This is a genomic window from Luteimonas sp. YGD11-2, from assembly GCF_004118975.1.
GTDB classification, from domain to species: Bacteria; Pseudomonadota; Gammaproteobacteria; order Xanthomonadales; family Xanthomonadaceae; genus Luteimonas; species Luteimonas muca.
On sequence record NZ_CP035376.1, the window covers coordinates 1,029,663 to 1,054,769 of the forward strand.

Annotated in this window: 28 protein-coding genes; 24 read left to right on the plus strand and 4 right to left on the minus strand. The window is 69.6% G+C overall.

Translation table 11 applies throughout. The features are described from left to right. Positions 1-33: 33 nt before the first annotated feature. On the minus strand, positions 34-1,923 hold the full coding sequence (gene parE, locus ERL55_RS04665) for a DNA topoisomerase IV subunit B (RefSeq protein WP_129135392.1): 1,890 nt from the start codon (positions 1,921-1,923) through the stop codon (positions 34-36). Between the two features lie 275 nt (positions 1,924-2,198). Here parE and ERL55_RS04670 point away from each other — a divergent pair, with 275 nt between their 5' ends. The 10 genes from ERL55_RS04670 to ERL55_RS04715 all read left to right on the plus strand — a co-directional run bounded on the left by ERL55_RS04670 (position 2,199) and on the right by ERL55_RS04715 (position 10,223). After that, a complete protein-coding gene (locus ERL55_RS04670; RefSeq protein ID WP_129135393.1) occupies positions 2,199-2,480 on the plus strand; it encodes a hypothetical protein in 282 nt (93 codons plus the stop codon). A 151-nt stretch (positions 2,481-2,631) separates the two neighbouring features. Beyond that, a complete protein-coding gene (locus tag ERL55_RS04675) occupies positions 2,632-4,323 on the plus strand; it encodes a CTP synthase (RefSeq protein WP_129135394.1) in 1,692 nt (563 codons plus the stop codon). A 151-nt stretch (positions 4,324-4,474) separates the two neighbouring features. Further along, positions 4,475-5,311, plus strand: coding sequence for a 3-deoxy-8-phosphooctulonate synthase (gene kdsA, locus ERL55_RS04680; protein WP_129135395.1), 837 nt, complete (start codon positions 4,475-4,477; stop codon positions 5,309-5,311). Next, on the plus strand, positions 5,292-5,816 hold the full coding sequence (locus tag ERL55_RS04685; protein ID WP_129135396.1) for a hypothetical protein: 525 nt from the start codon (positions 5,292-5,294) through the stop codon (positions 5,814-5,816). Before kdsA ends, ERL55_RS04685 begins: the two co-directional genes overlap by 20 nt. Position 5,817: 1 nt before the next feature. Further along, a complete protein-coding gene (eno, locus tag ERL55_RS04690; RefSeq protein WP_129135397.1) occupies positions 5,818-7,101 on the plus strand; it encodes a phosphopyruvate hydratase in 1,284 nt (427 codons plus the stop codon). A gap of 12 nt (positions 7,102-7,113) precedes the next feature. Beyond that, positions 7,114-7,497 carry a cell division protein FtsB gene (gene ftsB / locus ERL55_RS04695; RefSeq protein ID WP_129135398.1) on the plus strand — a complete coding sequence of 128 codons (384 nt, stop codon included), beginning with the start codon at positions 7,114-7,116 and terminating at the stop codon, positions 7,495-7,497. After that, a complete protein-coding gene (ispD, locus tag ERL55_RS04700; RefSeq protein WP_129135399.1) occupies positions 7,494-8,201 on the plus strand; it encodes a 2-C-methyl-D-erythritol 4-phosphate cytidylyltransferase in 708 nt (235 codons plus the stop codon). The genes ftsB and ispD overlap by 4 nt, the downstream gene beginning before the upstream one ends. A 112-nt stretch (positions 8,202-8,313) precedes the next feature. Then, positions 8,314-8,805 carry a 2-C-methyl-D-erythritol 2,4-cyclodiphosphate synthase gene (ispF, locus tag ERL55_RS04705; protein ID WP_129135400.1) on the plus strand — a complete coding sequence of 164 codons (492 nt, stop codon included), beginning with the start codon at positions 8,314-8,316 and terminating at the stop codon, positions 8,803-8,805. Beyond that, complete coding sequence (truD, locus tag ERL55_RS04710) at positions 8,802-9,857, plus strand: tRNA pseudouridine(13) synthase TruD (protein WP_129135401.1); 1,056 nt, start codon at positions 8,802-8,804, stop codon at positions 9,855-9,857. The genes ispF and truD overlap by 4 nt, the downstream gene beginning before the upstream one ends. A 138-nt stretch (positions 9,858-9,995) precedes the next feature. Then, positions 9,996-10,223, plus strand: coding sequence for a hypothetical protein (locus tag ERL55_RS04715; protein WP_129135402.1), 228 nt, complete (start codon positions 9,996-9,998; stop codon positions 10,221-10,223). Positions 10,224-10,298: 75 nt separating this feature from the next. Here ERL55_RS04715 and ERL55_RS04720 read toward each other — a convergent pair whose 3' ends face one another. Beyond that, the gene (locus ERL55_RS04720; RefSeq protein ID WP_129135403.1) at positions 10,299-10,859 is read right to left on the minus strand and encodes a Smr/MutS family protein; all 561 of its coding nucleotides are present in this window, start codon (positions 10,857-10,859) and stop codon (positions 10,299-10,301) included. Positions 10,860-11,033: 174 nt separating this feature from the next. Here ERL55_RS04720 and surE point away from each other — a divergent pair, with 174 nt between their 5' ends. The 3 genes from surE (at position 11,034) to ERL55_RS04735 (ending at position 13,332) form a co-directional block, all read left to right on the plus strand. Further along, a complete protein-coding gene (gene surE / locus ERL55_RS04725; protein ID WP_129135404.1) occupies positions 11,034-11,816 on the plus strand; it encodes a 5'/3'-nucleotidase SurE in 783 nt (260 codons plus the stop codon). Beyond that, entirely contained in the window at positions 11,816-12,496 is a 681-nt protein-coding gene (locus ERL55_RS04730) for a protein-L-isoaspartate(D-aspartate) O-methyltransferase (RefSeq protein WP_129137210.1), read from the plus strand. Before surE ends, ERL55_RS04730 begins: the two co-directional genes overlap by 1 nt. Before the next feature lie 86 nt (positions 12,497-12,582). Then, complete coding sequence (locus ERL55_RS04735; RefSeq protein ID WP_129135405.1) at positions 12,583-13,332, plus strand: peptidoglycan DD-metalloendopeptidase family protein; 750 nt, start codon at positions 12,583-12,585, stop codon at positions 13,330-13,332. Positions 13,333-13,348: 16 nt separating this feature from the next. Here the strand turns inward: ERL55_RS04735 and ERL55_RS04740 are convergent, their stop codons facing one another. Both ERL55_RS04740 and yhbY read right to left on the minus strand, forming a co-directional pair. Beyond that, positions 13,349-13,726 (minus strand): Mth938-like domain-containing protein, encoded by a 378-nt coding sequence (locus tag ERL55_RS04740; RefSeq protein ID WP_129135406.1) that lies wholly within the window; start codon positions 13,724-13,726, stop codon positions 13,349-13,351. 48 nt (positions 13,727-13,774) lie between these two features. Then, the gene (gene yhbY, locus ERL55_RS04745) at positions 13,775-14,080 is read right to left on the minus strand and encodes a ribosome assembly RNA-binding protein YhbY (protein ID WP_129135407.1); all 306 of its coding nucleotides are present in this window, start codon (positions 14,078-14,080) and stop codon (positions 13,775-13,777) included. Positions 14,081-14,170: 90 nt separating this feature from the next. On the opposite strand from yhbY, the gene rlmE reads away from it, so the two are divergent. From rlmE to ERL55_RS04800, 11 genes are all read left to right on the plus strand, one after another. Next, positions 14,171-14,803, plus strand: a complete 633-nt coding sequence (gene rlmE, locus ERL55_RS04750; protein WP_129135408.1) for a 23S rRNA (uridine(2552)-2'-O)-methyltransferase RlmE — start codon at positions 14,171-14,173, stop codon at positions 14,801-14,803. A gap of 109 nt (positions 14,804-14,912) precedes the next feature. Then, a complete protein-coding gene (gene ftsH / locus ERL55_RS04755; RefSeq protein ID WP_129135409.1) occupies positions 14,913-16,832 on the plus strand; it encodes an ATP-dependent zinc metalloprotease FtsH in 1,920 nt (639 codons plus the stop codon). A 103-nt stretch (positions 16,833-16,935) separates the two neighbouring features. Then, positions 16,936-17,139: a hypothetical protein gene (locus tag ERL55_RS04760; protein WP_129135410.1), complete on the plus strand. Its 204-nt coding sequence runs from the start codon at positions 16,936-16,938 to the stop codon at positions 17,137-17,139. Next, positions 17,139-18,041, plus strand: coding sequence for a dihydropteroate synthase (gene folP / locus ERL55_RS04765; RefSeq protein WP_129135411.1), 903 nt, complete (start codon positions 17,139-17,141; stop codon positions 18,039-18,041). Before ERL55_RS04760 ends, folP begins: the two co-directional genes overlap by 1 nt. A gap of 291 nt (positions 18,042-18,332) precedes the next feature. Further along, a complete protein-coding gene (gene putP, locus ERL55_RS04770) occupies positions 18,333-19,844 on the plus strand; it encodes a sodium/proline symporter PutP (protein ID WP_241685839.1) in 1,512 nt (503 codons plus the stop codon). Positions 19,845-19,853: 9 nt separating this feature from the next. After that, positions 19,854-20,813 carry a tRNA (adenosine(37)-N6)-dimethylallyltransferase MiaA gene (gene miaA / locus ERL55_RS04775; protein WP_129135412.1) on the plus strand — a complete coding sequence of 320 codons (960 nt, stop codon included), beginning with the start codon at positions 19,854-19,856 and terminating at the stop codon, positions 20,811-20,813. 137 nt (positions 20,814-20,950) lie between these two features. Continuing rightward, complete coding sequence (gene hfq / locus ERL55_RS04780) at positions 20,951-21,223, plus strand: RNA chaperone Hfq (protein WP_129135413.1); 273 nt, start codon at positions 20,951-20,953, stop codon at positions 21,221-21,223. 229 nt (positions 21,224-21,452) lie between these two features. After that, entirely contained in the window at positions 21,453-22,772 is a 1,320-nt protein-coding gene (gene hflX, locus ERL55_RS04785; protein WP_129135414.1) for a ribosome rescue GTPase HflX, read from the plus strand. A 112-nt stretch (positions 22,773-22,884) separates the two neighbouring features. Further along, on the plus strand, positions 22,885-24,051 hold the full coding sequence (hflK, locus tag ERL55_RS04790; RefSeq protein ID WP_129135415.1) for an FtsH protease activity modulator HflK: 1,167 nt from the start codon (positions 22,885-22,887) through the stop codon (positions 24,049-24,051). Continuing rightward, positions 24,048-24,914 carry a protease modulator HflC gene (gene hflC / locus ERL55_RS04795; protein WP_129135416.1) on the plus strand — a complete coding sequence of 289 codons (867 nt, stop codon included), beginning with the start codon at positions 24,048-24,050 and terminating at the stop codon, positions 24,912-24,914. The genes hflK and hflC overlap by 4 nt, the downstream gene beginning before the upstream one ends. Then, entirely contained in the window at positions 24,911-25,099 is a 189-nt protein-coding gene (locus ERL55_RS04800) for a DUF2065 family protein (protein WP_129135417.1), read from the plus strand. Before hflC ends, ERL55_RS04800 begins: the two co-directional genes overlap by 4 nt. Positions 25,100-25,107: the final 8 nt, after the last annotated feature.

Below are 25,107 nucleotides of genomic sequence, written 5' to 3' on the forward strand. Positions count from 1 at the left end.
CGCCCGCGGCCGGCGTCAATGACGCAGCCGCACTCAGACCTCCAGCGTCGCCAGGTCGCCCTTGGTCTCCAGCCACGCTTTACGATCACCCGCGCGCTTCTTCGCCAGCAGCATGTCCATCAGCCCGCGGGTGGCGAGGTCGTCGTCGTTGGTCAGCTGCACCAGCCGGCGGGTATCAGGATGGATCGCCGATTCGCGCAGCTGCGAGGGGTTCATCTCGCCCAGGCCCTTGAAGCGGGTCACGTTGACATGGCCCTTGATCTTCTCGCGCTCGATCTTCTCCAGCAGCAGGCGCTTTTCTTCTTCATCAAGCGCATAGAACACCTGCTTGCCCACGTCGACGCGGAACAGCGGCGGCATCGCCACGAAGATGTGGCCGGCCGCGACCAGCGCCGGGAAGTGACGCAGGAACAGCGCCGCCAGCAGCGTGGCGATATGCAGGCCGTCGGAATCGGCGTCGGCGAGGATGACGACCTTGCCGTAGCGCAGCCCGGAGATGTCGTCCTTGCCGGGGTCGCAGCCGATGGCGATGGCGAGGTTGTGCACCTCGTCGGAGGCGAGCACCGAGGTGCTCGCCACTTCCCAGGTGTTGAGGATCTTGCCGCGCAGCGGAAGGATCGCCTGGAAATCCTTGTCGCGTGCCTGGCGGGCACTGCCACCGGCCGAATCGCCCTCGACCAGGAACAGTTCGGTGCGCGACAGGTCCTGGCTGATGCAGTCGGCGAGCTTGCCGGGCAGGGCGGGACCCTGGGTCACCTTCTTGCGGACGATCTGCTTCTCGGTCTTCAGGCGCGCACTGGCGCGCTCGATCGCCAGCTGCGCGATCTTCTCGCCGAGTTCGACGTGCTGGTTGAGCCACAGGCTGAAGGCATCGTGCGCGGCGCCCTCGACGAAGCCCGCGGCCTGGCGCGATGACAGCCGCTCCTTGGTCTGCCCGGAGAACTGCGGGTCGGTCATCTTCATCGACAGCACGAACGACACCCGGTCCCAGACATCCTCGGGAGCAAGCTTCACGCCGCGCGGCAGCAGGTTGCGGAAGTCGCAGAACTCGCGCAGCGCATCGGTGAACCCGGTGCGCAGTCCGTTGACGTGGGTGCCGTGCTGCGCGGTGGGGATCAGGTTGACGTAGCTCTCCTGCACCAGCTCGCCTTCGGGCACCCAGCCCACCGCCCAGTCCGCGGCCTCGGTCTCGCGCGCCAGCCGGCCGACGAACAGCTCCACCGGCAGCACGTCGCGTCCGGCAAGTTCGCCGCGCAGATAGTCGCGCAGGCCATCTTCGTAGTACCAGCTGTCCTGCTCGCCGGTGGCCTCGTCGGTGAGCTTCACCGTCAGGCCGGGGCACAGCACCGCCTTGGCGCGCAGCAGGTGGCGCAGCGCCCGCAGGTTGAATTTCGCGGTGTCGAAGTACTTCGGGTCCGGCCAGAAGCGCACGCGGGTACCGGTGTTCTTCTTCCCGACCGTGCCCACCACCTCGAGCGCGGTGTCGCGATCGCCGTTGCGGAACGTGATGCGGTGTTCCTGGCCATCGCGCTTGATATGCACTTCCACCAGGGTCGACAGCGCATTGACCACGCTCACGCCCACGCCGTGCAGGCCGCCGGAGAAGGTGTAGTTGCGGTTGTTGAACTTTCCGCCCGCGTGCAGCCGGGTGAGGATCAGCTCCACGCCCGGCACGCCTTCCTCGGGATGGATGTCGACCGGCATGCCGCGGCCGTCGTCGGAGACCTCGCAGCTGCCATCCCTGTAGAGGATCACCTCGATACCGCGCGCATGCCCGGCGAGTGCCTCGTCGACGGCGTTGTCGATGACTTCCTGCGCCAGATGGTTGGGACGCGTGGTGTCGGTGTACATGCCGGGCCGGCGTTTGACCGGATCGAGCCCGGACAGCACTTCGATGTCGGCGGCGTTGTAGCGGTTGTTCATGCGTTGCGGCGACCGGTGAGGCAGTCGCGCATGGTACTGGGCGGCCACGGTTTCGCGCACACGTCCGGCGGTCCAGCACGGAAATCGCTTGCAGTACAACCCGGGTGGACCCGTGTTTTCCGGCCGTTTTCGCCTTTTTTTGTAAGCGGCGGATCGCGGCCGCGTTAAGGGACCGTTGTTCAGTCGGGGGCGAGATTGGCTGTGCTCCTTTGTCGCTGCCGCAGCACGGCACTTCCCGCCGCAAATGCTGCATGACTGCCAAACGGAGACACCTCATGAAAAAGCACAACATCCTCCTGACCGCCCTGGTGGGCGCCGCGCTTGCCTCGCCGCTGGCGTTTGCCCAGGAGGTCGACGAGAGCGCCCTGCGTGACGCCGAGCGTGCCGCGGCGCAGTCCGCCGAGGCCGCGACCGCTGCCGAAGTGCAGGCCGAGCAGTCGGCACTGGACGCCACGCAGCAGGCGGAGCAGGCGCAGATGCAGGCCGACCTCGCCGAGCAGCAGGCCGAAGACAGCGAGCAGGTGCGCGAGGAGCTCGAGGAAGAAGATCCGGCCTGACGCGCCATCGCAGCCGTTCGCGCTGCAACCGGTCGAAGCTGCGGGCGCCATCCAGCGATGGCGCCCGCGCTGTTTCCGGCCGGACAGCGGGCGGTCGGGCGGGCTCCGCCGGCAACCTGTAGAATGGGGCTTTCCAGCGACCGCTGTGCCCATGACCTCCCCTCTGCGTTCCGTCACTCCGCTTGTCTTCGTCACCGGCGGCGTGGTGTCTTCCCTCGGGAAGGGCATCGCCGCCGCCTCGCTTGCCGCCATCCTCGAGGCGCGCGGGTTGCGGGTGACGATGATGAAGCTCGATCCCTACATCAACGTCGATCCGGGCACGATGAGCCCGTTCCAGCATGGCGAGGTGTACGTCACCGACGACGGTGCGGAGACCGATCTCGACCTCGGCCATTACGAGCGCTACGTCAACGTGCGCCTGTCGGGCAAGAACTCGATCACCACCGGCAAGATCTACGAGTCGGTGATCCGCAAGGAGCGCCGCGGCGACTATCTCGGCGCCACCGTGCAGGTGATCCCGCATATCACCGATGCCATCAAGCGCGCCATCGACGAGGCCACCCAGGGCTACGACGTGGCGCTGGTGGAGATCGGCGGCACCGTGGGCGATATCGAATCGCTGCCGTTCCTGGAAGCGATCCGCCAGATCCGCACCGATCGCGGTGGCGAGAAGGCGGTGTTCATGCACCTCACGCTGGTGCCGTACATCGCCGCGGCCGGTGAGCTCAAGACCAAGCCGACCCAGCACTCCGTCAAGGAACTGCGGTCGATCGGCATCCAGCCCGACATCCTGGTGTGCCGCAGCGAACAGCCGCTGCCCGACGGCGAGCGCCGCAAGATCGCCTCGTTCACCAACGTGCCCGAGCGTGCGGTGGTCTCGGCGGTGGATCTCGACAACATCCACAAGCTGCCGATGTGGCTGCATGCGCAGGGTCTCGACCAGCTGATCGTCGAACGCCTGCAGCTGGGCAACCAGGCCACCGATCCTGCCGACCTGTCGGAATGGATCGACGTGGTCGATGCCGCCGAGAACCCGGTCGACGAGGTCACCATCGCCGTGGTCGGCAAGTACGTCGACCACAAGGACGCCTACAAGTCGGTCGGCGAGGCGCTCAAGCACGGCGGTATCCGCCAGCGCACCCGCGTGAACCTGAAGTGGGTGGAATCGCAGGACCTCGAGCGCCATGGCGCGGGCAAGGTGCTCGAGGGCGTGGACGGCATCCTGGTGCCGGGCGGCTTCGGCGACCGTGGGTTCGAAGGCAAGGTGCTGGCGTCGAAGCACGCACGTGAGACCTGCATTCCGTATTTCGGCATCTGCTACGGCATGCAGGCGGCGGTGGTCGACGTGGCCCGCAACCTCGCCGGGCTCGAGGGTGCCAACAGCACCGAGAACGACCGCCAGACGCCGCATCCGGTGATCGGCCTGATCACCGAATGGCGCACCCGCACCGGCGAGGTCGAGCTGCGCAGCGAGGACTCCGACCTCGGCGGCACCATGCGCCTGGGCCTGCAGGAGCAGCGCCTGAAGCCGGGCACGCTGGCGCACCGCATGTACGGCCGCGACGTGGTCGGCGAGCGCCATCGCCACCGCTATGAATTCAACAACCGCTACCGCACCCAGCTTGAGGACGCCGGCCTGGTGATCTCGGCCAAGTCGATGGACGACCTGCTGGTTGAGATGGTGGAGCTGCCCGACCACCCGTGGTTCCTGGCCTGCCAGGCGCATCCGGAGTTCCTGTCCACCCCGCGCACCGGGCATCCGCTGTTCGTCGGCTTCATCCGCGCCGCACGCGACTGCAAGGCGACCGCCGGCGGCACGCGGCTGGAAGAAGCCACCGCATGAGCCGGTTCTGCCACCGATCCACGCGGATCGATGCGGACCAGGAACGGACTCCGTTCACGGGGCCTGCCGTGGCGCGCCGTTCCATGCCTGCACCCGCATCTGCTCCATCCGTGTCCATCCGCGCCAGTTCGCGGCAAACAAGGGCTCCCTCATGAACCTCTGTGGATTCGAAGTCGGTCTCGACCAGCCGTTTTTCCTGATCGCCGGCCCCTGCGTCATCGAAAGCGAGCAGCTGCAGCTCGACGTCGCCGGGCAGCTGAAGGAGATCACCGACGCGCTCGGGATCAACTTCATCTTCAAGTCGAGCTTCGACAAGGCCAACCGCACCTCCGGCACCGCGTTCCGCGGCCCGGGCATGGAGGAGGGCCTGCGCGTGCTGGCGGAGGTGAAGCGCCAGATCGGCGTGCCGGTGCTGACCGACGTGCACGAGTACACGCCGATGGACGAGGTCGCCTCGGTCGTCGACGTCCTGCAGACGCCGGCCTTCCTGGTGCGCCAGACCGATTTCATCCGCAAGGTCTGCGCCGCCGGCAAGCCGGTCAACATCAAGAAGGGCCAGTTCCTGTCGCCGTGGGACATGAAGCCGGTCGTCGAGAAGGCGAAGTCCACCGGCAACCAGCAGATCATGGTCTGCGAGCGCGGCGCGAGCTTCGGCTACAACAACCTGGTCAGCGACATGCGCTCGCTGAGCGTGATGCGCGACACCGGCTGCCCGGTGGTGTTCGACGCGACCCACTCGGTGCAGTTGCCGGGCGGACAGGGCAGCTCCAGCGGCGGCCAGCGCGAGTTCGTCCCGGTGCTGGCGCGCGCGGCGGTGGCGGTGGGCGTGGCCGGGGTGTTCATGGAAACCCATCCGGATCCGGCCAACGCGCTGTCCGACGGCCCCAACGCGTGGCCGCTGGCGAGCATGCGCGCGCTGCTGGAAACCATGCAGGCACTCGACCGTGTCGCCAAGCAGGGTGGCTTCCTTGAGTCGACGCTGGGCTGAGCCGCACCGCGGGCGCGTGATACGCGCGCTGGCCGCGTTCATCGCGGCTGCTGCCGTGTTGGCCGTGCAGGCCCAGCCCGCCGGGTCGCCGGCGGTCACCGCGCCCACCCCCGCCGACACCGCGCCGCTCGACGCCAATGAGTGGAACCGCTTCGCCGTGGCGATCGACGCGCTGCGCGAATGCGTGGAGCGCAGCCGCGACCGCCGCACGCCCGCGCAGGCGGTGGCCACGCTGCAGGCGCTTGGCCTTGCCGGCGAGATGCGCGCGCAGGCGCTGCTGCTGCTCCCCGCCGATGCACCGTCGCGCGCCGCACTCGCTGCGGCCGAGGACGACGCGCAGGCGATCATGCGATCCTTCCAGGCGATCTCCGCCTGGGAGCCGTCGCGTCCGATCGACCAGGCGCGCGCACTGGCCTACGTCTACCATTTCGAAGCACAGGCCACCGCAGGCGCCTGCCTGCCGTCGGCCGATTTCCTCTCCAACTACCACAAAGCACTGAGCTGAAATGAAAATCGCATCCGTCCATGCCCGCGAGATCCTCGACAGCCGCGGCAACCCCACCCTCGAAGCCGAAGTCACCCTGGAGGACGGCAGCTTCGGCCGCGCCGCCGTGCCCTCGGGGGCCTCCACCGGCGCCCGCGAGGCGGTGGAGCTGCGCGATGGCGACAGGACCCGCTACCTGGGCAAGGGCGTCAGCCGCGCGGTCGCCAACGTCAATGGCTCGATCGCCGATGCGCTCAAGGGCTTCGACGCCGCCGACCAGGCCGGCCTCGACCGCCGCCTGATCGACCTCGATGGCACCGAGAACAAGGCCCGGCTGGGTGCGAACGCGCTGCTCGGCGTGTCGATGGCGAACGCGCATGCGGTGGCGGCGGCGAAGAAGGTCCCGCTGTGGAAGCTGCTGGCCGGCGACCGCACCCCGGTGCTGCCGGTGCCGATGATGAACATCATCAACGGCGGTGCGCATGCCGACAACAACGTCGATTTCCAGGAGTTCATGGTGCTGCCGGTGGGCTTCGGCTCGTTCGCCGAATCGCTGCGCGCCGGCACCGAGATCTTCCATGCGTTGAAGGCGGTGCTGAAGGGCCAGGGCCTGTCGACCGCGGTCGGCGACGAAGGCGGCTTCGCGCCGGACTTCCGCAGCAACGTCGAAGCGCTCGACACCATCCTCGAGGCGATCGGCAAGGCCGGTTACAGCGCCGGCGACGACGTGCTGCTGGGCCTGGATGTCGCCTCGAGCGAGTTCCACGACAACGGCAAGTACCACCTGGTCGGCGAGAACAGGCGCCTGACCGGCGAGCAGTTCGTCGACTTCCTCGCCGACTGGGTCGCGCAGTACCCGATCATCACCATCGAGGACGGCATGGCCGAGGACGACTGGGCCGGCTGGAAGCAGCTGACCGAGCGCGTCGGCGACCGCGTGCAGCTGGTGGGCGACGACCTGTTCGTGACCAATCCGCGCATCTTCAAGGAAGGCATCGACTCGAAGACCGCCAATGCGATCCTGATCAAGGTCAACCAGATCGGCACCCTGACCGAGACCCTGGAAGCCATCGCGATGGCCGATGCCGCCAACTACGCGGCGGTGGTCTCGCACCGCTCCGGCGAGACCGAGGACACCACGATCGCCGATATCGCCGTGGCCACCACGGCCACGCAGATCAAGACCGGTTCGCTGTGCCGCAGTGACCGCGTGGCGAAGTACAACCAGCTGCTGCGCATCGAGGAGGCGCTGGGGGCGCAGGCCCGTTTCGCCGGTCGCGACGCGTTCGTCTCGCTCAGGCGCTGACCGGAGCCTTGCATGCGCGTCCTGCGCATCCTGCTGGTACTGCTGGTCGTCCTGCTGGGATGGCTGCAGTACCGGCTGTGGTTCGGCACCGGCGGCAACCGTGACGTGGCCGAACTGCAGGCGCGCGTGGACCAGCAGGCGCGGCAGAACTCCGGGCTGGCCCAGCGCAACGCCGCGCTGGCCGCGGAAGTCGCCGACCTGAAATCTCCCACCGGCGAGGCCGCCGTGGAGGAGCGCGCGCGCAGCGAACTCGGCATGGTGCGCCCCGGGGAGGTCTTCTACCGGGTCGTCGACGCGCCCGCCCCGGCGATCCCGCCAGCGGCACCGCGCGACCCCGCCGACCCGGAGGATCCCGAACCGGGCGAAGCGCCGCTGCAGGAGTCGCCGCTGCCATGAGCCTGGAACATCCGCGCGGGATCTGGGCGGTGGTGCCGGCCGCGGGCAGGGGCACGCGCTTCGGCGGCGAACGCCCCAAGCAGTACCTCGAAGCCGCCGGCCAACTGTTGCTCATGCACACGCTGCGCGCGCTGTTCGCGCATCCGTCGGTGCAGGGCGCGGTGGTGGTACTGGCCGCGGACGATACCCTGTGGCAGGGCTGGCACGAGATCGATGGCCGCCCGCTGCTGACCTGCACGGGTGGCGATTCGCGTGCCGCCTCGGTGCTTGCCGGCCTGCAGGCATTGCCCGCCGACGTGCGCGCCGATGATTTCGTGCTGGTGCACGATGCCGCGCGGCCCAACCTCGCTCTGGCCGATCTCGCCGCGCTGCTCGAACGCGGTCGCGAGGATCCGGTCGGCGCGATCCTCGCCGCGCCGGTGCGCGACACCCTCAAGCGCGCCGGCGACGACGGTGGCATCGACGGCACCGAGCCACGCGAGCGCCTGTGGCGCGCGCTGACCCCGCAGCTGTTCCGCCGCCTGCAACTGTCCCGTGCGCTTGCCGCTGCCGAGGACGCCGGCTTCGCGATCACCGACGAGGCAATGGCGATGGAGCGCCAGGGCGCACGCCCGCTGCTGGTGGAAGGCGCCGAGGACAACTTCAAGATCACCACGCGCGCCGATCTCGAACGCTTCGAGTTCGTGCTGTCACGGCGACGGTAACGCGCGTTCCTGCGGCGGATTTCGCCGATCAACGCGGATGGGTGCCCGCAGCAAACCACGGCGGCGCATGGCAAGCTGCCGCCCGCAATCGACAAAGGACACCACGCACGCCATGCCAGCATTACCTAAGATCCGCATCGGCCAGGGTTACGACGTCCACGCCTTCGGCGAGGGCGACCACGTCGTGGTCGGTGGCGTGCGCATTGCCCACGAGCGCGGCCTGGTCGCGCACAGCGACGGCGACGTCGCCATCCACGCGCTGTGCGACGCGATGCTGGGCGCGCTGGCGCTTGGCGATATCGGCGTGCATTTCCCGCCGTCCGACCCGCAGTGGAAGGGCGCCGACAGCCGCGCGTTCCTGCGCCACTGCAACGCGTTGATCGGTGAGCGTGGCTGGCGCGTCGGCAACGCCGACATCACCGTGATCTGCGAGCAGCCGAAGATCGGCCCGCATGCGCAGGCGATGCGCGAGGCGATGGCGTCCGATCTCGGCATCGATGTGGACGCGGTCAGCGTCAAGGCCACCACCAGCGAGAAGATGGGGTTCATCGGTCGCGGCGAAGGCATCGCCGCACAGGCGGTCTGCCTGCTGGTCGCGGCGTGAGCACGGCCGCGCCGCTGCCGTACGCGCTGGGTGGCCCCGTCATCGATGCGCGCATCCGCGCACAGGACGAGGACTTCCGCGTCGACGAGGTCGATGCCTTCGAGGCCAGCGGCGCCGGCGAGCATCTGCTGGTGACCATCGAGAAGCGCGGCATGAACACCGCCTTCGCCGCGCGCGCGCTTGCGGCATGGGCGGGCATCGACGTGGACGCGATCGGTTACGCGGGCCTCAAGGACCGCCACGCGGTCACCCGCCAGCGTTTCACCCTGCATCTGCCCGGTCGCGAGGCGCCGGCGCTCGACACGCTGCAGGTGGAAGGATTGCGGGTGCTCGCGATGCACCGGCACTCGCGCAAGCTGCCGCGCGGCGCGCTGGCCGGCAACGCGTTCGTGCTGGTACTGCGCGACGTGCAGGGCGATCGCGAAGCCGCGCAGGCGCGGCTGGCGGCGATCGCGGCGCGTGGCGTGCCCAACTACTTCGGCGAGCAGCGTTTCGGCCGCGGCGGGTCCAACGTGGCGCAGGCGCTGGCGATGTTCGCTGCCGCCGGCGCCCGGTCGGGGCGGCGCATGCGACGGGAGGAACGTTCGATGCTGCTGTCGGCCGCGCGCTCGGAACTCTTCAACCGCGTGCTCGCCCGGCGTGTCGAACAGGACTGCTGGGACGCCGCGCTCGACGGCGAGGTGTGGATGCTCGACGGCAGTCGCAGCGTGTTCGGCCCGGAACCCATGGACGACGCATTGGCTGCGCGCCTGCAGGCAGGCGATATCCATCCGACCGCACCGCTGTGGGGCCGCGGCGAACCACGCGCGACCGGCGCGGCGCTGCAGCTCGAAGTCGCCGCGCTGGGCGACGATGACGCACTGGCACTGCGCGCCGGGCTCGAACGCGAAGGCCTCAGGCAGGAGCGCCGCGCCACCCGGCTGCGTCCGCAGGGGCTCGCCTGGGACTGGCGCGCCGATGATGTGCTGGAGGTGCGGTTCGCACTGCCGCCCGGTGCATATGCGACCACGGTCTTGCGCGAACTGGCGACCACAGTGGGCACGCTCGACTGAGCGGATCGCGGGTTTCCGGCCGGACCGGCGCGTGCGTGCACCGTCTGTCGGAATATGGGGGCAGGGCACTGGAGCACGATGGCCGTCGGCGTATAAGCGGAGGCGTGGCCCCGCAGGGGCGGGGCAGGAGGAGCCGTCATGCGCACCCTGTATCGCCTGGTCCCGTTGCTGCTGGTCCTCGCGCTCGCCGCCTGTGCCAGCAGCCAGCCGATGGCGCGGTCGTCCGCGCCCACGTCGCAGCACAACCTGATGCACGACGACGCCGAGTACATCGGCCGCGTCAATGCGGAAGCGCGACGCCGCGGCCTGCTGGTGCACTGGATCAACCCGCCGCCGAAGAACACCGCCCCGCGCAGCATCGAGTGATCGGGCCGGGCGGCCGCGTGCTGGCGTGACTGGCCCGGCCGCCGTTCGAGCCATGAGCGCCGGTTCCACCGTGGGCTAGCGCGGCCGCAACAGCACCAGCACCGCGCCGGTTCCGCCCTGGGCGGCCGGCGCCGAGTGGTAGGCGATCACATCGCCCCGATGCCGCAGCAGCCGGTCGACCAGGTTCTTGATCACCGGGGTGCCATCGGCGTGCCGGCCCTTGCCGTGGATCACCCGCACGCAGCCGTAACCGTGGTCGCGTGCCTCGCCAAGGAATTGCCGCAGCATCGCCTCGGCCTGGGTGACGTTGGCGAAATGCAGGTCGAGTTCGTCCTGGGCGGCGTACTGTCCGCGCGCCAGCCGCTTGAGCACACGCGGCGGGACATCGTCGCGGCGGTAGCTCAGGCTGTCGCCGGCCAGCAGCCCGGCTTCCAGCGGGGCATCCTCGAGCAGCCTGCGGAATTCGCCACGCGCGTCGAGCTCGTCGCGCTCGGCCATGCGCGCGCGCGGACGCGGGCGGGGGCGCTGCAGTCCGGGTGCCGCCGGCTCCGGCGTGTGCTCGCGCACCGGCCCGATCGCCGCACGGAACAGCGCGGCATCGTCGTCGTCAGGCGGTGGCGGTCGATCGGCGGTCACGCGCGCAGTCTATCCCGCTGCGTGCGGTGACCCCCGCGGTCGACTGCACGCCAGACAGAAGCCGTGTGACCCGCTTCAGGCAACGGCATCGGGCGTCCGCGTCCGGGGCGGCAGTGTCCACATCCGCTATCATGTCGCGCATCCATACGATGCGAGGCACGGCAGAGCGGGTTCATGCGAGTACTGGTGAGCAACGATGACGGCGTGGACGCGCCGGGCATCCGCATCCTTGCCGAGGGCCTGCGTGGCGCCGGCCACGACGTCCTGATCGTCGCCCCCGACCGCGACCGCTCCGGCGCCAGCAATTCGCTGACGCTCGACATGCCGCTGCGGGTGATCCAGGTCGACGACACCACCTGGCGCGTGCACGGCACGCCCACCGATTGCGTGCACGTGGCGATCACCGGGATGCTCGAGATCGAGCCCGACATCGTGGTCTCCGGCATCAACAACACCGCCAACCTCGGCGATGACGTCATCTATTCCGGCACCGTGGCCGCGGCGATGGAAGGGCGCTTCCTGGGCCTGCCCGCGGTGGCGATGTCGCTGGTCACCCGCGACCACGTCGGCCAGCACTACGAGACCGCCGCGCGCGCCGCGGTGGAGATCGTCGAGCGCCTGAAGGCGGATCCGCTGCCGGCCGACACCATCCTCAACGTCAACGTGCCCGACCTGCCATGGTCGGAGGTCGCCGGTTTCGAGGTCACCCGCCTGGGCAACCGCCACCGCGCCGAGCCCTGCGTACCGCTGGAAGACCCGCGCGGGCGCATGTGGTGGTGGATCGGCCCGGCGGGCGCCGAACTCGATGCCGGCCCCGGCACCGATTTCCACGCCGTGCGCACCGGCAACATCGCGATCACCCCGATCCACGTCGACCTCACGCGCTACCAGGCGCTCGAGCAGGTGGCGAGCTGGGTCGGCGGGCTGGCCGACGAACTGCGGAACGGCAGGTCATGATGACCCCGCGCCTGCGCCTGCAGCCGGAAGCACTCGGGGTCGGCATGACCTCGCAACGGGTACGCGACCGCCTGATCGAGCGCCTGCGCGACGATGGCATCGCGGACGAGCGCGTGCTCAACGCGATCCGTACCGTGCCGCGCCACCTGTTCGTCGACGAGGCGCTGGCCACCCGCGCCTACGAGGACACCGCGCTGCCCATCGGCCATGGCCAGACCATCTCGCAGCCGTGGGTGGTCGCGCGCATGACCGAGGTGCTGCTGGAGACCGCGATGCCGCAGAAGGTGCTCGAGATCGGCACGGGCTCCGGCTACCAGGCGGCGATCCTCGCCGCGCTCGGCGTCGAGGTGCACACCGTCGAGCGCATCGGCGAACTGCTGCGCATCGCCCGCAAGCGCTTCCGCTCGCTGGGCCTCAACGTGCGCAGCAAACACGACGACGGGCGCATCGGCTGGGCGGAGAACGGCCCGTTCGACGGCATCATCGTGACCGCCGCCGCGCCCGCGCTGGTCGATGCGCTGACCGCGCAGCTGGCACCCGGCGGCGTGCTGGTCGCGCCGGTGGGCGGCAGTGGCGGGCAGACGCTGGTGCGCCTGCGCCGGCTCGCCGACGACAGCATCGAGCGCACCGACCTCGCACCCGTGAGTTTCGTTCCGCTGCTGTCGGGCGTGCTCGGCTGAGCATGTCGCCGCCGCGTTCATCCGCGTCACGGCACTCTTCGGCGCGCCCGCCTTCCATCCGCCATCGCCGTGAGGACATTGCCCTGATGCCACGCCACGCCATCCGGATCATCGCCACCATCGCGGTGCTCGCCCTGTTGAGCGCGTGCGGCAGCAGCCGGGTGGTGCGCGAAGGCGGCAGCGGCCCGGTGCGGCCGGGGAGCTCGGTGCCGCGTCCCGGGCAGTCGGTGACCGTGCAGCGCGGCGATACCCTGTACCGCATCGCCACCAGCAACGGCGTCAGCGCCCTCGACCTCGCGACCTGGAACGGCATCGCCGCCCCGTACACGATCTATCCCGGCCAACGGCTGCGGCTGTATCCGGGGGGCGCCACCGCATCGCGTCCGTCGCCCACGCAGGGCAGCGGCACCACGCGTCCGTCGTCGGGCACCGTGGCCACGCCACCTCCGGCCCCGGTGCGCAGCAATATCGCCTGGCGCTGGCCGGCCGACGGCCAGCTGATCAGCCGCTTCACCGAGGGCGATCCGACCAGGCAGGGCATTGGCATCGCCGGTACCGGTGGCCAGGCGGTGCGCGCCGCCGGCGACGGCGTGGTGGTGTATTCGGGTTCCGGCCTGGTCGGCTATGGCGAGCTGATCATCGTCAAGCACGACGACAACTGGCTCTCCGCCTATGGCCACAACCGCTCGCGGCTGGTCAATGAGGGCGAGCGCGTGCGCGTCGGGCAGCAGATCGCCGAGATGGGCCGCAGCGGCGCCGCGCGCGACATGCTGCACTTCGAGATCCGCCACAACGGGCGGCCGGTGGATCCGCTGTCGTACCTGCCGCGACGCTGAAGCCGCGGCGGCCGGTTCACCCGGCGGAGAGCACGAACGCGGCCACCACCCGGCGGCCTTCGCCGGCCAGCACCTGGTAGGTGCGCGCCACCGCGTCGTTGGTCATCGTGTCCATGCCGATTCCGCGCGCCAGGCACGCGGCCAGCACCTGGGCCGGCGGAAACACCTGGCGGTCGCCCGACCCCAGCAGCACCACTTCGGGATCGAGGGCCAGCACGGCCTCGAGGTCGGCCACGGTCAGTGCATCCACCGATGCCACGCCCCAGTCCTCCACCAGCGCATCCGGCGCGACGATGAAGCTGCGTTCCAGGCGACGGTCGTTGACCAGCGCCGCGCTGCCGTTGGCACCGCGAAGGAAGTAGTCGAAGTCGGGATTTTCGAGGGTCAGCTGCATGGGATCAGCCCGCTGCGATGGAACCGGAACGCTGCCCGGCCGGCGCGGTCAGGCGCGCGGCAGCACGATGCGGCGCTTGTCCTTGGCCGGGCGGTAGAGGATGGCGACGTTGCCGATGCGCTGCACCAGCGCCGCGCCGCTGCCGGCAACCAGGGCATCCACCAGCGCGTCGCGCTCGTCACGGTCGGCGGCGGCCACCTTCACCTTGAGCAGTTCGTGGTGCTCCAGCAGGCCGTCGAGTTCCGCAAGCAATGGATCGGTGACGCCCTTGCCTCCCACCTGGAGCACGGTGCGCAGTTCGTGCGCCTGGCCGCGCAGGAATCGGATCTGGGAGGCGGTAAGCGCGATACTCATGCAGTGCGGGGGCGGGCGGCTTAAGGGAGCGCAGGGTATCATGCCGGCCCGCCTCCTCCGGACCCGCCGGCGCCCCGCGCCGCCGTCCCCATGCCGTCGCGCAGCAAAAGCAGTCAACGCTGGCTCAAGGAACACTTCTCCGATCCGTTCGTGAAGCGGGCGCAGTCGGAGGGCATGCGCTCGCGCGCGGCCTACAAGCTGGAGGAGCTGGTCGAACGCGACCGCCTGCTCAAGCCGGGGATGACCGTGGTCGACCTCGGCGCCGCACCCGGCGGCTGGTCGCAGTGGGTCCGCCAGGCACTCGGCGACAGCGGCCGGGTCATCGCGCTGGACATCCTGGAGATGCCGCCGCTGGCCGGCGTCGAGTTTCTTCATGGGGATTTCAGGGAGGATGCGGTGTTATCGGCCCTCGAGGCCATGCTCGATGGTCGCCCGGTAGACCTTGTGTTGTCGGACATGGCCCCCAACAAGAGCGGTATGGACGCCGTCGACCAGCCCCGCGCGATGCACCTGGCCGAGCTGGCGATGACATTCGCCGACGACCACCTGCGCCCCGGTGGCACCTTCCTCATCAAGCTGTTCCAGGGCGTGGGTTTCGACGATTACGTCCGCGACCTGCGCCGCCGCTACGACAGGCTCGCCATCCGCAAGCCGGCGGCATCGCGGCAGCGCTCGCCCGAGGTCTACGCGCTCGCGCAGGGAAAGCGCGCGGTGATGAAGTGAACGGCGGGACGGCACGTTGCGTCCTGCGCCGGGGCGAGGCGACCGGCGGTAGTAACATCGGCCGGCGACACGCGGTTCCACCGCTCAATTTCGGAATGCAGACAACTCCATGAACGATCTCGTCAAGAATCTGATGCTCTGGGTGATCGTCGCCGTCGTACTGATGGTGGTGTTCCAGAGTTTCAGCCCGCGCACGGTGGGTACCCAGGAAGTGGTGTACTCGCAGTTCATGGAGGAAGTGCGGCGCGACCGCGTCAACAAGGTCGACATCGCCGAGGACGAGCGCACGATCAGTTTCGAGCGCGCCGACGGCTCGCGCGGCACGGTGATCGCGCCGCGTCGCGACGAAGGCCTGATGAACGACCTGATCAACCACGGGGTCGAGATCCGCCAGGCGCCGCCGTCGAGCGGGCCGTCGCTGCTCTACATCCTGATCAACTTCCTGCCGGTGCTGCTGATCATCGGGTTCTTCCTGTTCATGATGCGGCAGATGCAGCAGGGCGGCGGCAAGGGCGCGATGTCCTTCGGGAAGTCGCGCGCGAAGCTGCTGTCCGAGGACCAGACCAAGGTCACCTTTGCCGACGTCGCCGGTTGCGACGAGGCCAAGGAGGAAGTGTCGGAGCTGGTCGAGTTCCTGCGTGATCCGTCACGCTTCCAGCGCCTCGGCGGCAAGATCCCGCGCGGCGTGCTGATGGTCGGTCCGCCGGGCACCGGCAAGACCCTGCTCGCCAAGGCGATCGCGGGCGAGGCCAAGGTGCCGTTCTTCTCGATCTCCGGTTCCGACTTCGTCGAGATGTTCGTCGGCGTCGGCGCGTCCCGCGTGCGCGACATGTTCGAGCAGGCCAAGAAGCAGGCCCCGTGCATCATCTTCATCGACGAGATCGACGCCGTCGGCCGCCATCGCGGCGCCGGCCTGGGCGGTGGTCATGACGAGCGCGAGCAGACCCTCAACCAGCTGCTGGTGGAGATGGACGGTTTCGAGGGCGGCGAGGGCGTGATCGTGATCGCCGCGACCAACCGCCCCGACGTGCTCGACCCGGCGCTGCTGCGCCCGGGCCGCTTCGATCGCCAGGTCGTGGTGGGCCTGCCCGACGTCAAGGGCCGCGAGCAGATCCTCAAGGTGCACATGCGCAAGGTGCCGCTCGACGAGGACGTCGATGCGCTGATCGTGGCGCGCGGCACGCCTGGCTTCTCCGGAGCCGATCTCGCCAACCTGGTCAACGAGGCGGCGCTGTTCGCCGCGCGCGAGAACGCGAAGGAAGTCCGCATGGACCACTTCGACCGTGCCCGCGACAAGATCCTGATGGGTGCCGAGCGCCGTTCGATGGCGATGAGCGAGGAAGAGAAGACCCTCACCGCCTACCACGAGGCCGGCCACGCCATCGTCGGCCGCCTGGTGCCCGAGCACGACCCGGTCTACAAGGTCACCATCATTCCGCGCGGCCGCGCGCTGGGCGTGACCATGTACCTGCCCGAAGGCGACAAGTACTCGATGAACAAGGTCGCGATCGAGTCGCAGCTGTGCTCGCTGTATGGCGGCCGCGTTGCCGAGGAACTGATCTTCGGCGAGGACAAGGTCACCACCGGCGCCTCCAACGACATCGAGCGCGCCACCAAGATGGCCCGCAACATGGTCACCAAGTGGGGCCTGTCCGACGAACTCGGCCCGATCGCCTATGGCGAGGAGGACGACGAGGTGTTCCTGGGCCGCTCGGTCACCCAGCACAAGAGCGTGTCGGACGACACCGCGCGGCGCATCGACGAGGTGGTGCGTTCGATCCTCGACAAGGCCTACGCCCGCACCACCGAGATCCTCACCGCCAACATCGACAAGCTGCATGCGATGTCGAAGCTGCTGCTCGAGTACGAGACCATCGACGTGCCGCAGATCGACGCGATCATGGAAGGTCGCGAGCCGCCGCCGCCGATGGGCTGGAGCAAGTCCGGCCGCGGTGGTGATGATGGCGATGGCCGTGGTGGCGAGACGCGCCCGGTGCCGCCGATCGGCGGGGCTGCCGAGCAGACCTGAGCGGAGGCTGCACGCAGCCGCGAACCGTGACTTTCACGGTTGCATCACGCAGGGCAAAAGGCCAGAGTCGACCTCTGGCCTTTCTGCCATCTGGAGCATGCGCATGAGCAACGACGAAGCGGTCATGGATCCCATGTGGCTGGTCCTGGGCCTGCTGCTGGGCGCGGCACTGGGCTGGTTCGCCGGCAATATCGTGCTGGGCATGGTGTTCGGCCTTCCGTGCGGGATCATGGCCGGGGTGGTGGCGCGCAGCCGCCGCCTGCGCCGCATCGAACCGACCCGCTCCGGCGTCGCACGGCGGCGCTGATGTTCGACACCGTCGCGCAGCTCGACTGCCGCGGCCGCGTGCTGCGGCTCGATCGCCCGCAGGTGATGGGCATCGTCAACGTCACCCCGGATTCGTTCTCCGATGGTGGCCGCCACGACGAGGTCGAGGCCGCCGTCGCGCACGGGCTTAAGCTGTTGGAGGAGGGTGCGGACGTCCTCGACATCGGCGGCGAGTCGACCCGCCCCGGGTCCGCTGGCGTCCCGGTGGAGGAGGAACTCCGCCGCGTGCTGCCGGTGATCGAGCAGCTGCATGCGCGCACCAGCGTGCCGATCAGCATCGACACCTCGAAGCCGGAGGTCATGCGCGCCGCGGTCGCCGCCGGCGCCGGCATCATCAACGATGTCTACGGCCTGCGCCGCGAGGGCGCGCTCGACGCCGCGGCGGAAACCGGCGCGGTCGTGGTGCTGATGCACATGCTCGGCGAGCCGCGATCGATGCAGGACGCACCGCACTACGACGATGTGGTCGGCGACGTGCACCGCTTCCTTGCCGAGCGCATCTTCGCCGCCGAGATGGCCGGCATCGAGCGCAGGCGCATCGTCGTCGATCCGGGCTTCGGCTTCGGCAAGACCCTCGAGCACAACCTCACGCTGCTGGCGCGGCTGGAGAAGTTCCTCGAGCTGGGCGTTCCGGTGCTGGCGGGGCTGTCGCGCAAGCGCAGCATCGGCGAACTCACCGGCCGCGAGGTGCCCGACGCGCGCGTGGCCGGTTCGGTGGCCGCGCACCTGATCGCCGCGCAGCGTGGTGCGTTGCTGCTGCGCGTGCATGACGTCGCGGCCACCGTCGATGCGCTGAAGGTCTGGAACGCGGTGGCCGCGGTGCCGATGCCGCGCGGTGGGTCGCCGGCAGCACCGGCGATCCGCTGGCCGGACGAGCTCTGATCCGCAGCGCACGCAGCGCGGAAAACGCTTGACAGATCGCGGTGTTGCCGCGATCCGCATCTCGCAGGTGCACTGGTCAATTCTTGACCACGACGGCGCGCGGCCGCGCTGCTGCAGGGCCGTTCGATGTTGTCCACAGGCTGTCCCGGACGCTTGTCCACAGGCTCTGTGCATAAGCGCACCGCGCCGGCACCAGCCCGAACGACATATGACCCGGCCGGGCGTGGTGCGCTAGGCTGGCGCGCTTGCCGTGGGCCCACGGCATGTCCTGCTTCATCCGGGGGAAACCGCGTGCTCAGAGCCAACACACCCACCATCGTCATGTTCCTCGTGTACCTCGCGGCGATGGTCGTGATCGGGATCGCCGCCTGGCGTTCGACCAGGAACTTCGACGACTACATCCTCGGCGGCCGCAGCCTCGGGCCGGGCGTGACCGCGCTGTCGGCGGGTGCCTCGGACATGAGCGGCTGGCTGCTGATGGGCCTGCCCGGCGCGATCTTTCTCAGCGGACTGTCGGAGTCGTGGATCGCCATCGGCCTGATCCTCGGGGCGTGGCTCAACTGGCGCTACGTGGCGGGGCCGTTGCGCGTGTACACCGAGCGCACCGGCAACGCACTGACCCTGCCGGACTTCTTCACCAACCGCTTCGAGGACCACAGCCGCATCCTGCGCGTGTTCACCGCGGTGGTGATCCTGGTGTTCTTCGCGATCTACTGCGCCTCCGGCGTGGTGGCCGGTGCGCGGCTGTTCGAGAGTGTGTTCGGGCTCGGCTATGCCGAGGCGATCTGGTGGGGGGCGTCGGTCACCGTGCTCTACACCCTGATCGGTGGCTTTCTCGCCGTCAGCTGGACGGATGTGGTGCAGGGCATGCTGATGCTGTTCGCGCTGCTGCTGGCGCCGGTGCTGGTGTTCATGCACACCGGCGGCTTCGAGGCCAGCATCGATCTCATCCGCGTGCAGGATCCGCTGCATCTCGACTGGTTCCGCGGCGGCCAGCTGGGCCTGGTCGGCATCATCTCGCTGCTGGCCTGGGCGCTGGGCTATTTCGGCCAGCCGCACATCCTGGTGCGCTTCATGGCCGCGCAGAGCGTCGAGACGATCCCGTCCGCGCGGCGCATCGCCATGGGCTGGATGCTGCTGTGCCTGGCCGGCTCGGTGATCGTGGGCTTCCTTGGCATCGCCTACTTCCAGGCGCATCCGGATCAGGCCGGCCCGGTGGCCGCGAACCCGGAGCGGGTGTTCATCACCCTGGTGGAACTGCTGTTCAACCCCTGGGTGGCCGGGCTGATCCTCGCCGCGATCCTCGCCGCGGTGATGAGCACGCTGTCGAGCCAGCTGCTGGTCTGCGCCAGCGTGCTGTCGGAGGACTTCTACCGCGGCTTCCTGCGCAAGGCGGCCTCGCAGCGCGAGCTGGTGTGGGTCGGCCGCTCGGCGGTGCTGCTGGTGTCGATGGTGGCGATCTGGATCGCCCGCGACCCCGACAGCCGCGTGCTCGGGCTGGTGTCCTATGCCTGGGCGGGCTTCGGTTCGGCGTTCGGCCCGGTGCTGCTGCTGTCGCTGTTCTGGCAGCGGATGACCCGCAACGGCGCGGTGGCGGGCATGGTCGCGGGTGCGGTCATGGTGATCTTCTGGAAGGAGATCATGGTCAACCGGTTCGACGCCGGCCTGTACGAGATGATCCCGGGCTTCATCGCCGGCACGGTTGCGGCGATCGTGGTCAGCCTGCTTGGTCCGGCGCCGGGGGCCGAGGTGCAGGCCCGACACATGCAGGTGCGCGCGTCGCTGCGCGAAACCGGGCACTGACGCCGGGCCATGTCCGCTGACGACCGCCGCCCACCGGCGCTTGCGATCATGGGCCCGACCGCGTCGGGCAAGACCGCGCTGGCGCTGGAACTGGCCGAGCGCCACGGCGGCGAGATCGTCAGCGTGGATTCCGCGTTGGTCTATCGCGGCCTCGACATCGGCGCGGCAAAGCCCGACGCCGCCGAGCAGGCGCGGGTGCCGCACCACATGCTCGACCTGCGCGAGCCGTGGCAGGGCTACTCCGCGGCCGAGTTCGCCACCGATGCGCGCAGGGCGATCGACGGCATCCTCGCCCGAGGGCGCCTGCCGGTCCTTGCCGGCGGCACCGGGCTGTATTTCCGCGCGCTGCTCGATGGCCTGTCCGACATGCCGCCGGCGGATCCGGCGGTGCGCGCGCAGCTCGCGGCGGAGGCGGCCGTGATCGGCTGGCCGGCCATGCATGCGCGGCTCGCCGCGGTGGATCCCGACGCCGCCGCGCGCATCCATGCCACCGACCCGCAGCGCATCCAGCGCGCCCTCGAAGTCCACCGCATCAGCGGACGGCCGATCAGCGCATGGCAGCGCGAGCGCCCCACGGGGCCGGGCCTGCCGTGCCGCGTGCAACGGCTTGTGGTGGCGCCCGCCGATCGCAGCGTGCTGCACGCGCGTATCGCCCTGCGCTTCGACGCCATGCTCGCGGCCGGCTTCCTCGACGAGGTGCAGCGGCTGCGTGCACTGCCGCAACTGCGCGCGCATCCCGCGCCGCTGGACCTGCCGGCATTGCGCGCGGTCGGTTACCGGCAGGCCTGGGAGCACCTCGACGGGCTCTGCGATGCCGCCGGCTTCCGCGAGCGCGCCATCGCCGCCACCCGCCAGCTCGCCAAACGCCAGTACACCTGGCTGCGTGGCGACCCGGACCTGGCCTGGTTCGACCCGGCCACCGACGCGGCTGCGTTGCACGAAGCGGTGGTGCGCGCCCTGCAACGCTGAGATGGGTGTTTCCGCACCGCAGGCCCCGTTTCGCGGGTGAAGACTTGTGTACCATCGGCCGCCTGCCGCCGTTTCCGGGGAGACGGGTCGGGCAGGGCACCACGCAACCACAACAACAAACACGTTGGGGAAACACCATGTCCAAGGGGCAGTCCTTGCAGGACCCTTTCCTGAATGCACTCCGGCGCGAGCGTGTGCCGGTGTCGATCTACCTCGTCAACGGCATCAAGTTGCAGGGCACCATCGAATCGTTCGACCAGTTCGTCGTCCTGCTGCGCAATACCGTCAGCCAGATGGTCTACAAGCACGCCATTTCCACCGTGGTGCCGGCGCGCAATGTGCGCGTGGGGCCGGGTGGTGGCCACGTGCAGTCGGACGGTGCCGAAGGCGCCGCCGACGAGGCCGAATAGCCTCCCGCCCGCAGGGATCGCGCGCAGGCGCGATCCCTGCGGCGCATCCCGGCGTCCTGCGGGCGCTCGTGTGGGGGCGGCCTCGCCGGGTTCGTCCCGAGACCGCAGCTCCAGCCGGAAAAGCCGTCTGACCTGCCGAGAGTCGCGGCACCTGCCTCGCCGGCCTTGAACCGGTGGCCTGCCGCCCGCATCTTGCTGCTTCGTCCCCGTTTCCCGGAGCACGCACCGCGTGTTTGAACGCAGCAAGAAAGGCGAGCACGCGTTGCTGGTGCAGCCGCATGCCGGTGGTCCGCCCGATGACGGCGCGCTGGAGGAGTTCGCCGAGCTCGCCCGCTCCGCCGGCGCGGCCGTGGTGCATGTGCTGACCGCCCGCATCGACAAGCCGAATCCGGCCACGCTGATCGGCAGCGGCAAGCTCGACGAGATCAAGGCCGCCGCGGATGCCACCGGCGCCGACCTGGTGCTGGTCAACCATCCGCTGTCGCCCGGCCAGGAACGCAACCTCGAGAAGTTCCTCGAGCGCCGCGTGGTCGATCGCACCGGGCTGATCCTGGACATCTTCGCCCAGCGCGCCCGCAGCCACGAAGGCAAGCTGCAGGTCGAGCTCGCCCAGCTGCGCCACATGGCCACCCGGCTGGTGCGCGGCTGGACCCACCTGGAGCGCCAGCGCGGTGGTTCGATCGGCCTGCGCGGCCCGGGCGAGACCCAGCTCGAGACCGACCGCCGGCTGCTGCAGAAGCGCGTCGAGCAGCTGCAGAAGCGCCTGGAAAAGGTCGAGGTGCAGCGCACGCAGATGCGCCGCGCCCGCGTGCGCAGCGAGCTGCCGCGCGTGGCCCTGGTGGGCTACACCAACGCCGGCAAGTCGACGCTGTTCAACGCACTCACCGGTGCCGATGCCTACGCCGCCGACCAGCTGTTCGCGACCCTCGACCCCACCGTGCGGCGCATCGGCCTGCCCGGCGGCAACGTGGTACTGGCCGACACCGTCGGCTTCGTGCGCGACCTGCCGCATGAACTGGTGGCCGCGTTCCGCTCCACCCTGAGCGAGGCGCGCGAGGCCGACCTGCTGCTGCACGTCATCGACGCCGCCGATCCGCTCAGCGCCGAACGCATCGCCCAGGTCGACGAGGTGCTCGAGGAGATCGGGGCCGGCGAAATCCCGCAGGTCCTCGTCTTCAACAAGATCGACCGCATCGAGGGGGCGCAGCCGCGCCACGAGCGTCCGGAGAACGCCGCGGCCGACGAGGCGGTGCACCACGAGCGGGTGTGGATCTCCGCGCGCGACGGGCTCGGCCTGGACCTGCTGCGCGATGCGCTGGCGGTGCGCCTGGACCTGCGCCGCATCGTGGCCGACATCGAACTGCCCGCGTCCGCCGGCCGCCTGCGCGCGCGCCTGCATGCGCTCGACGCGGTGAAGACCGAGACCCACGACGAGAACGGCTGGCAGCTGACCATCGACCTCGCGCGCTCGGACCTTGCACGTCTCGCCGCCGACGAGGGTGGCGAGCCGCTGCGCGGGCTGGTGGAACCCGTCGAAAGCGAGTGGTGAGGCCGCGGCACGGCCGGCCCTGCCGCCACATCCGCCGGCACCCCCTCCCGGACACCTTGTAGAATGTGCGTCCCCTGCGTCCGCGCGGGGTGCACCCCAGATTGGAGCAGGCATGGCCTGGAATATCCCCGGCAAGAACAACAGCGGCGGGTCCGGCGGTAACAACCGCGGTCCGTGGAAGCCTTCAGGCGGTGGTCGCGGCGGCGGTGGCGGGCTCGATGGCCTGATCAACCAGCTGCGCAACCTGTTCGGCGGCGGCGGTGGCGGCAACCCGCTGCGCTGGGTCGGCATCGCGATCGTGGTGCTCCTGCTGATGAGCAGCTTCACCCTGATCGGCGAACAGCAGCGCGGCGTGGTGCTGCGCTTCGGTACCGCGGTGCGCGTGATGCAGCCCGGCCCGAACTTCAAGCTGCCGTGGCCGATCGAGCGGGTGAACAAGGTCAACGCCACGGCGATCAAGACCTTCACCAACACCGTGCCGGTGCTGACCCGCGACGAGAACATCGTCATCGTGTCGCTCAACGTGCAGTACCGCGTCGGTGATCCGGAGCTCTACCTGTTTGGCACCCGCGATGCCGACCGCATGCTCGAGCAGGTCGCCCAGGGCGTCGTGCGCGAGCAGGTCGGCCGCTCCGACCTCGACACCGTGCTCGGTGCGCGTGGCCCGCTGTCGGCGCTGGCGTCGAAGCAGCTGCAGGATTCGCTCGACATCTACCGCACCGGCCTGGTCGTGACCGAACTCAACCTGCAGGACGCGCGTCCGCCGGAAGAGGTCAAGCCCGCGTTCGACGAGGTCAACAGCGCCCAGCAGATCCAGGAAAGCCTGGTCAACGAGGCCCGCGCCTACGCCGCGCGCATCGTGCCGGAAGCACGAGGCGAGGCCTCGCGCACCCGCACCGTGGCCGAGGGTTACAAGACCGCCTCGATCGCGCGCGCCACCGGTGACGCCACCCGCTTCAGCCTGCTGCTCGACGAATACCGCAACGCCCCCGAAGTCACCCGCAAGCGCCTGTGGCTGGACACCGTGTCCGGCGTGCTGGCCGACAACCGCACGGTCGTCGGTGGCGATGGCCGCCAGCTGATCTACGTGCCGATGGGGCAGGGCGGCACCGGCACGGGCGGCAGCGGCAATACGTCGTCCACCGGCAATACCGCCAACAGCGGCCCGGCCGTGCTGCCGCCGGAAATCCTGGCTCCGGCCACGGGCAACGAGGGCAACCCCCCGCGCCCGCCCCGCAATACCCCGCGGCCCGCCCGTGGTGAAGGAGGTTCGCGATGAAGTTCCGCGCACTCATTCCGCTGCTGGCGGTGGTGCTGGTGCTGGGCCTGATGGGCTCGGTGTACGTGGTGCGCGAAGGCCAGGTCGGCCTGGTCCTGCACCTTGGCCGCGTCAGCCGCACCGACATCCCGCCGGGCCTGCACTTCAAGATCCCGCTGGTGCAGTCGGTGCGGGTGTTCGACCGCCGCTTCAACGCGGTCGACTTCTCGCCCGAGCGTTACCTGACCTCCGAGCGCAAGGACGTGGCCGTCGACTTCGTCGCCATCGTGGCGATCGCCGACGTCGGCGACTTCTACCGTGCCACCGGCGGCGACGAGCGCCTGGCGGCCGAGCGCATGGCGCCGATCATCAAGGATTCGCTGCGCAACGAGATCAACGCCCGCACCCTGACCCAGCTGGTGTCCGGCGACCGCGGCGAGGTCATCGCCAAGCAGCTTGAGACGATCAACAACGGCGCCCGCACGCTGGGCATGCGGATCATCGACATCCGCCTGAAGCAGATCGACCTGCCCACCGACAGCGACGTCATCCAGCAGGTCTACAACCGCATGCGCGCCGAGCGCAAGCAGGTGGCCAGCCGGCTGCGCGCCGAAGGTGAGGAGCAGGCACGCCTGATCCGCGCCCAGGCCGATCGCGACCAGGCAGTGATCCTGGCCGAGGCCGAGCGCGATGCGCAGACGCTGCGAGGCGAGGGCGATGCCGAGGCCACCCGACTGTACGGCGAGGCGGCCAACCGCGATCCGGCATTCTTCGCCTTCCAGCGCAGCCTCGAGGCGTATCGCCGCTCGTTCGAGGACGGCAACTCGGTGATCGTGCTCGAGCGCGACGATCCGTTCCTGCAGTACATGCGCAGCGACCGATGAGCGATCTGTGGGCCGCACTGTGCCTGGTCGCAGTGCTCGAAGGGCTGATCCTGTTCGCGATGCCGGGCGGCTGGAAGCGCACCATGGTGCAGATCCTGCAGTTGCCGGACAACCAGGTGCGCGGGCTGGGTGGCATCACCCTCGCGATCGGGTTGGTGGCGCTGTACTTCGTGCGCGGCGGCTGAGCCGCCGC

What these genes read in the sequence shown, in the direction of transcription:
- parE (WP_129135392.1), bottom strand. Translation starts at nt 1,923, where the DNA reads ATGAACAACCGCTACAACGCCGCCGACATCGAAGTGCTGTCCGGGCTC.
- ERL55_RS04670 (WP_129135393.1), top strand. Translation starts at nt 2,199, where the DNA reads ATGAAAAAGCACAACATCCTCCTGACCGCCCTGGTGGGCGCCGCGCTT.
- ERL55_RS04675 (WP_129135394.1), top strand. Translation starts at nt 2,632, where the DNA reads ATGACCTCCCCTCTGCGTTCCGTCACTCCGCTTGTCTTCGTCACCGGC.
- kdsA (WP_129135395.1), top strand. Translation starts at nt 4,475, where the DNA reads ATGAACCTCTGTGGATTCGAAGTCGGTCTCGACCAGCCGTTTTTCCTG.
- eno (WP_129135397.1), top strand. Translation starts at nt 5,818, where the DNA reads ATGAAAATCGCATCCGTCCATGCCCGCGAGATCCTCGACAGCCGCGGC.
- ftsB (WP_129135398.1), top strand. Translation starts at nt 7,114, where the DNA reads ATGCGCGTCCTGCGCATCCTGCTGGTACTGCTGGTCGTCCTGCTGGGA.
- ispD (WP_129135399.1), top strand. Translation starts at nt 7,494, where the DNA reads ATGAGCCTGGAACATCCGCGCGGGATCTGGGCGGTGGTGCCGGCCGCG.
- ispF (WP_129135400.1), top strand. Translation starts at nt 8,314, where the DNA reads ATGCCAGCATTACCTAAGATCCGCATCGGCCAGGGTTACGACGTCCAC.
- ERL55_RS04715 (WP_129135402.1), top strand. Translation starts at nt 9,996, where the DNA reads ATGCGCACCCTGTATCGCCTGGTCCCGTTGCTGCTGGTCCTCGCGCTC.
- surE (WP_129135404.1), top strand. Translation starts at nt 11,034, where the DNA reads ATGCGAGTACTGGTGAGCAACGATGACGGCGTGGACGCGCCGGGCATC.
- ERL55_RS04730 (WP_129137210.1), top strand. Translation starts at nt 11,816, where the DNA reads ATGACCCCGCGCCTGCGCCTGCAGCCGGAAGCACTCGGGGTCGGCATG.
- ERL55_RS04735 (WP_129135405.1), top strand. Translation starts at nt 12,583, where the DNA reads ATGCCACGCCACGCCATCCGGATCATCGCCACCATCGCGGTGCTCGCC.
- ERL55_RS04740 (WP_129135406.1), bottom strand. Translation starts at nt 13,726, where the DNA reads ATGCAGCTGACCCTCGAAAATCCCGACTTCGACTACTTCCTTCGCGGT.
- yhbY (WP_129135407.1), bottom strand. Translation starts at nt 14,080, where the DNA reads ATGAGTATCGCGCTTACCGCCTCCCAGATCCGATTCCTGCGCGGCCAG.
- rlmE (WP_129135408.1), top strand. Translation starts at nt 14,171, where the DNA reads ATGCCGTCGCGCAGCAAAAGCAGTCAACGCTGGCTCAAGGAACACTTC.
- ftsH (WP_129135409.1), top strand. Translation starts at nt 14,913, where the DNA reads ATGAACGATCTCGTCAAGAATCTGATGCTCTGGGTGATCGTCGCCGTC.
- ERL55_RS04760 (WP_129135410.1), top strand. Translation starts at nt 16,936, where the DNA reads ATGAGCAACGACGAAGCGGTCATGGATCCCATGTGGCTGGTCCTGGGC.
- folP (WP_129135411.1), top strand. Translation starts at nt 17,139, where the DNA reads ATGTTCGACACCGTCGCGCAGCTCGACTGCCGCGGCCGCGTGCTGCGG.
- miaA (WP_129135412.1), top strand. Translation starts at nt 19,854, where the DNA reads ATGTCCGCTGACGACCGCCGCCCACCGGCGCTTGCGATCATGGGCCCG.
- hfq (WP_129135413.1), top strand. Translation starts at nt 20,951, where the DNA reads ATGTCCAAGGGGCAGTCCTTGCAGGACCCTTTCCTGAATGCACTCCGG.
- hflK (WP_129135415.1), top strand. Translation starts at nt 22,885, where the DNA reads ATGGCCTGGAATATCCCCGGCAAGAACAACAGCGGCGGGTCCGGCGGT.
- hflC (WP_129135416.1), top strand. Translation starts at nt 24,048, where the DNA reads ATGAAGTTCCGCGCACTCATTCCGCTGCTGGCGGTGGTGCTGGTGCTG.
- ERL55_RS04800 (WP_129135417.1), top strand. Translation starts at nt 24,911, where the DNA reads ATGAGCGATCTGTGGGCCGCACTGTGCCTGGTCGCAGTGCTCGAAGGG.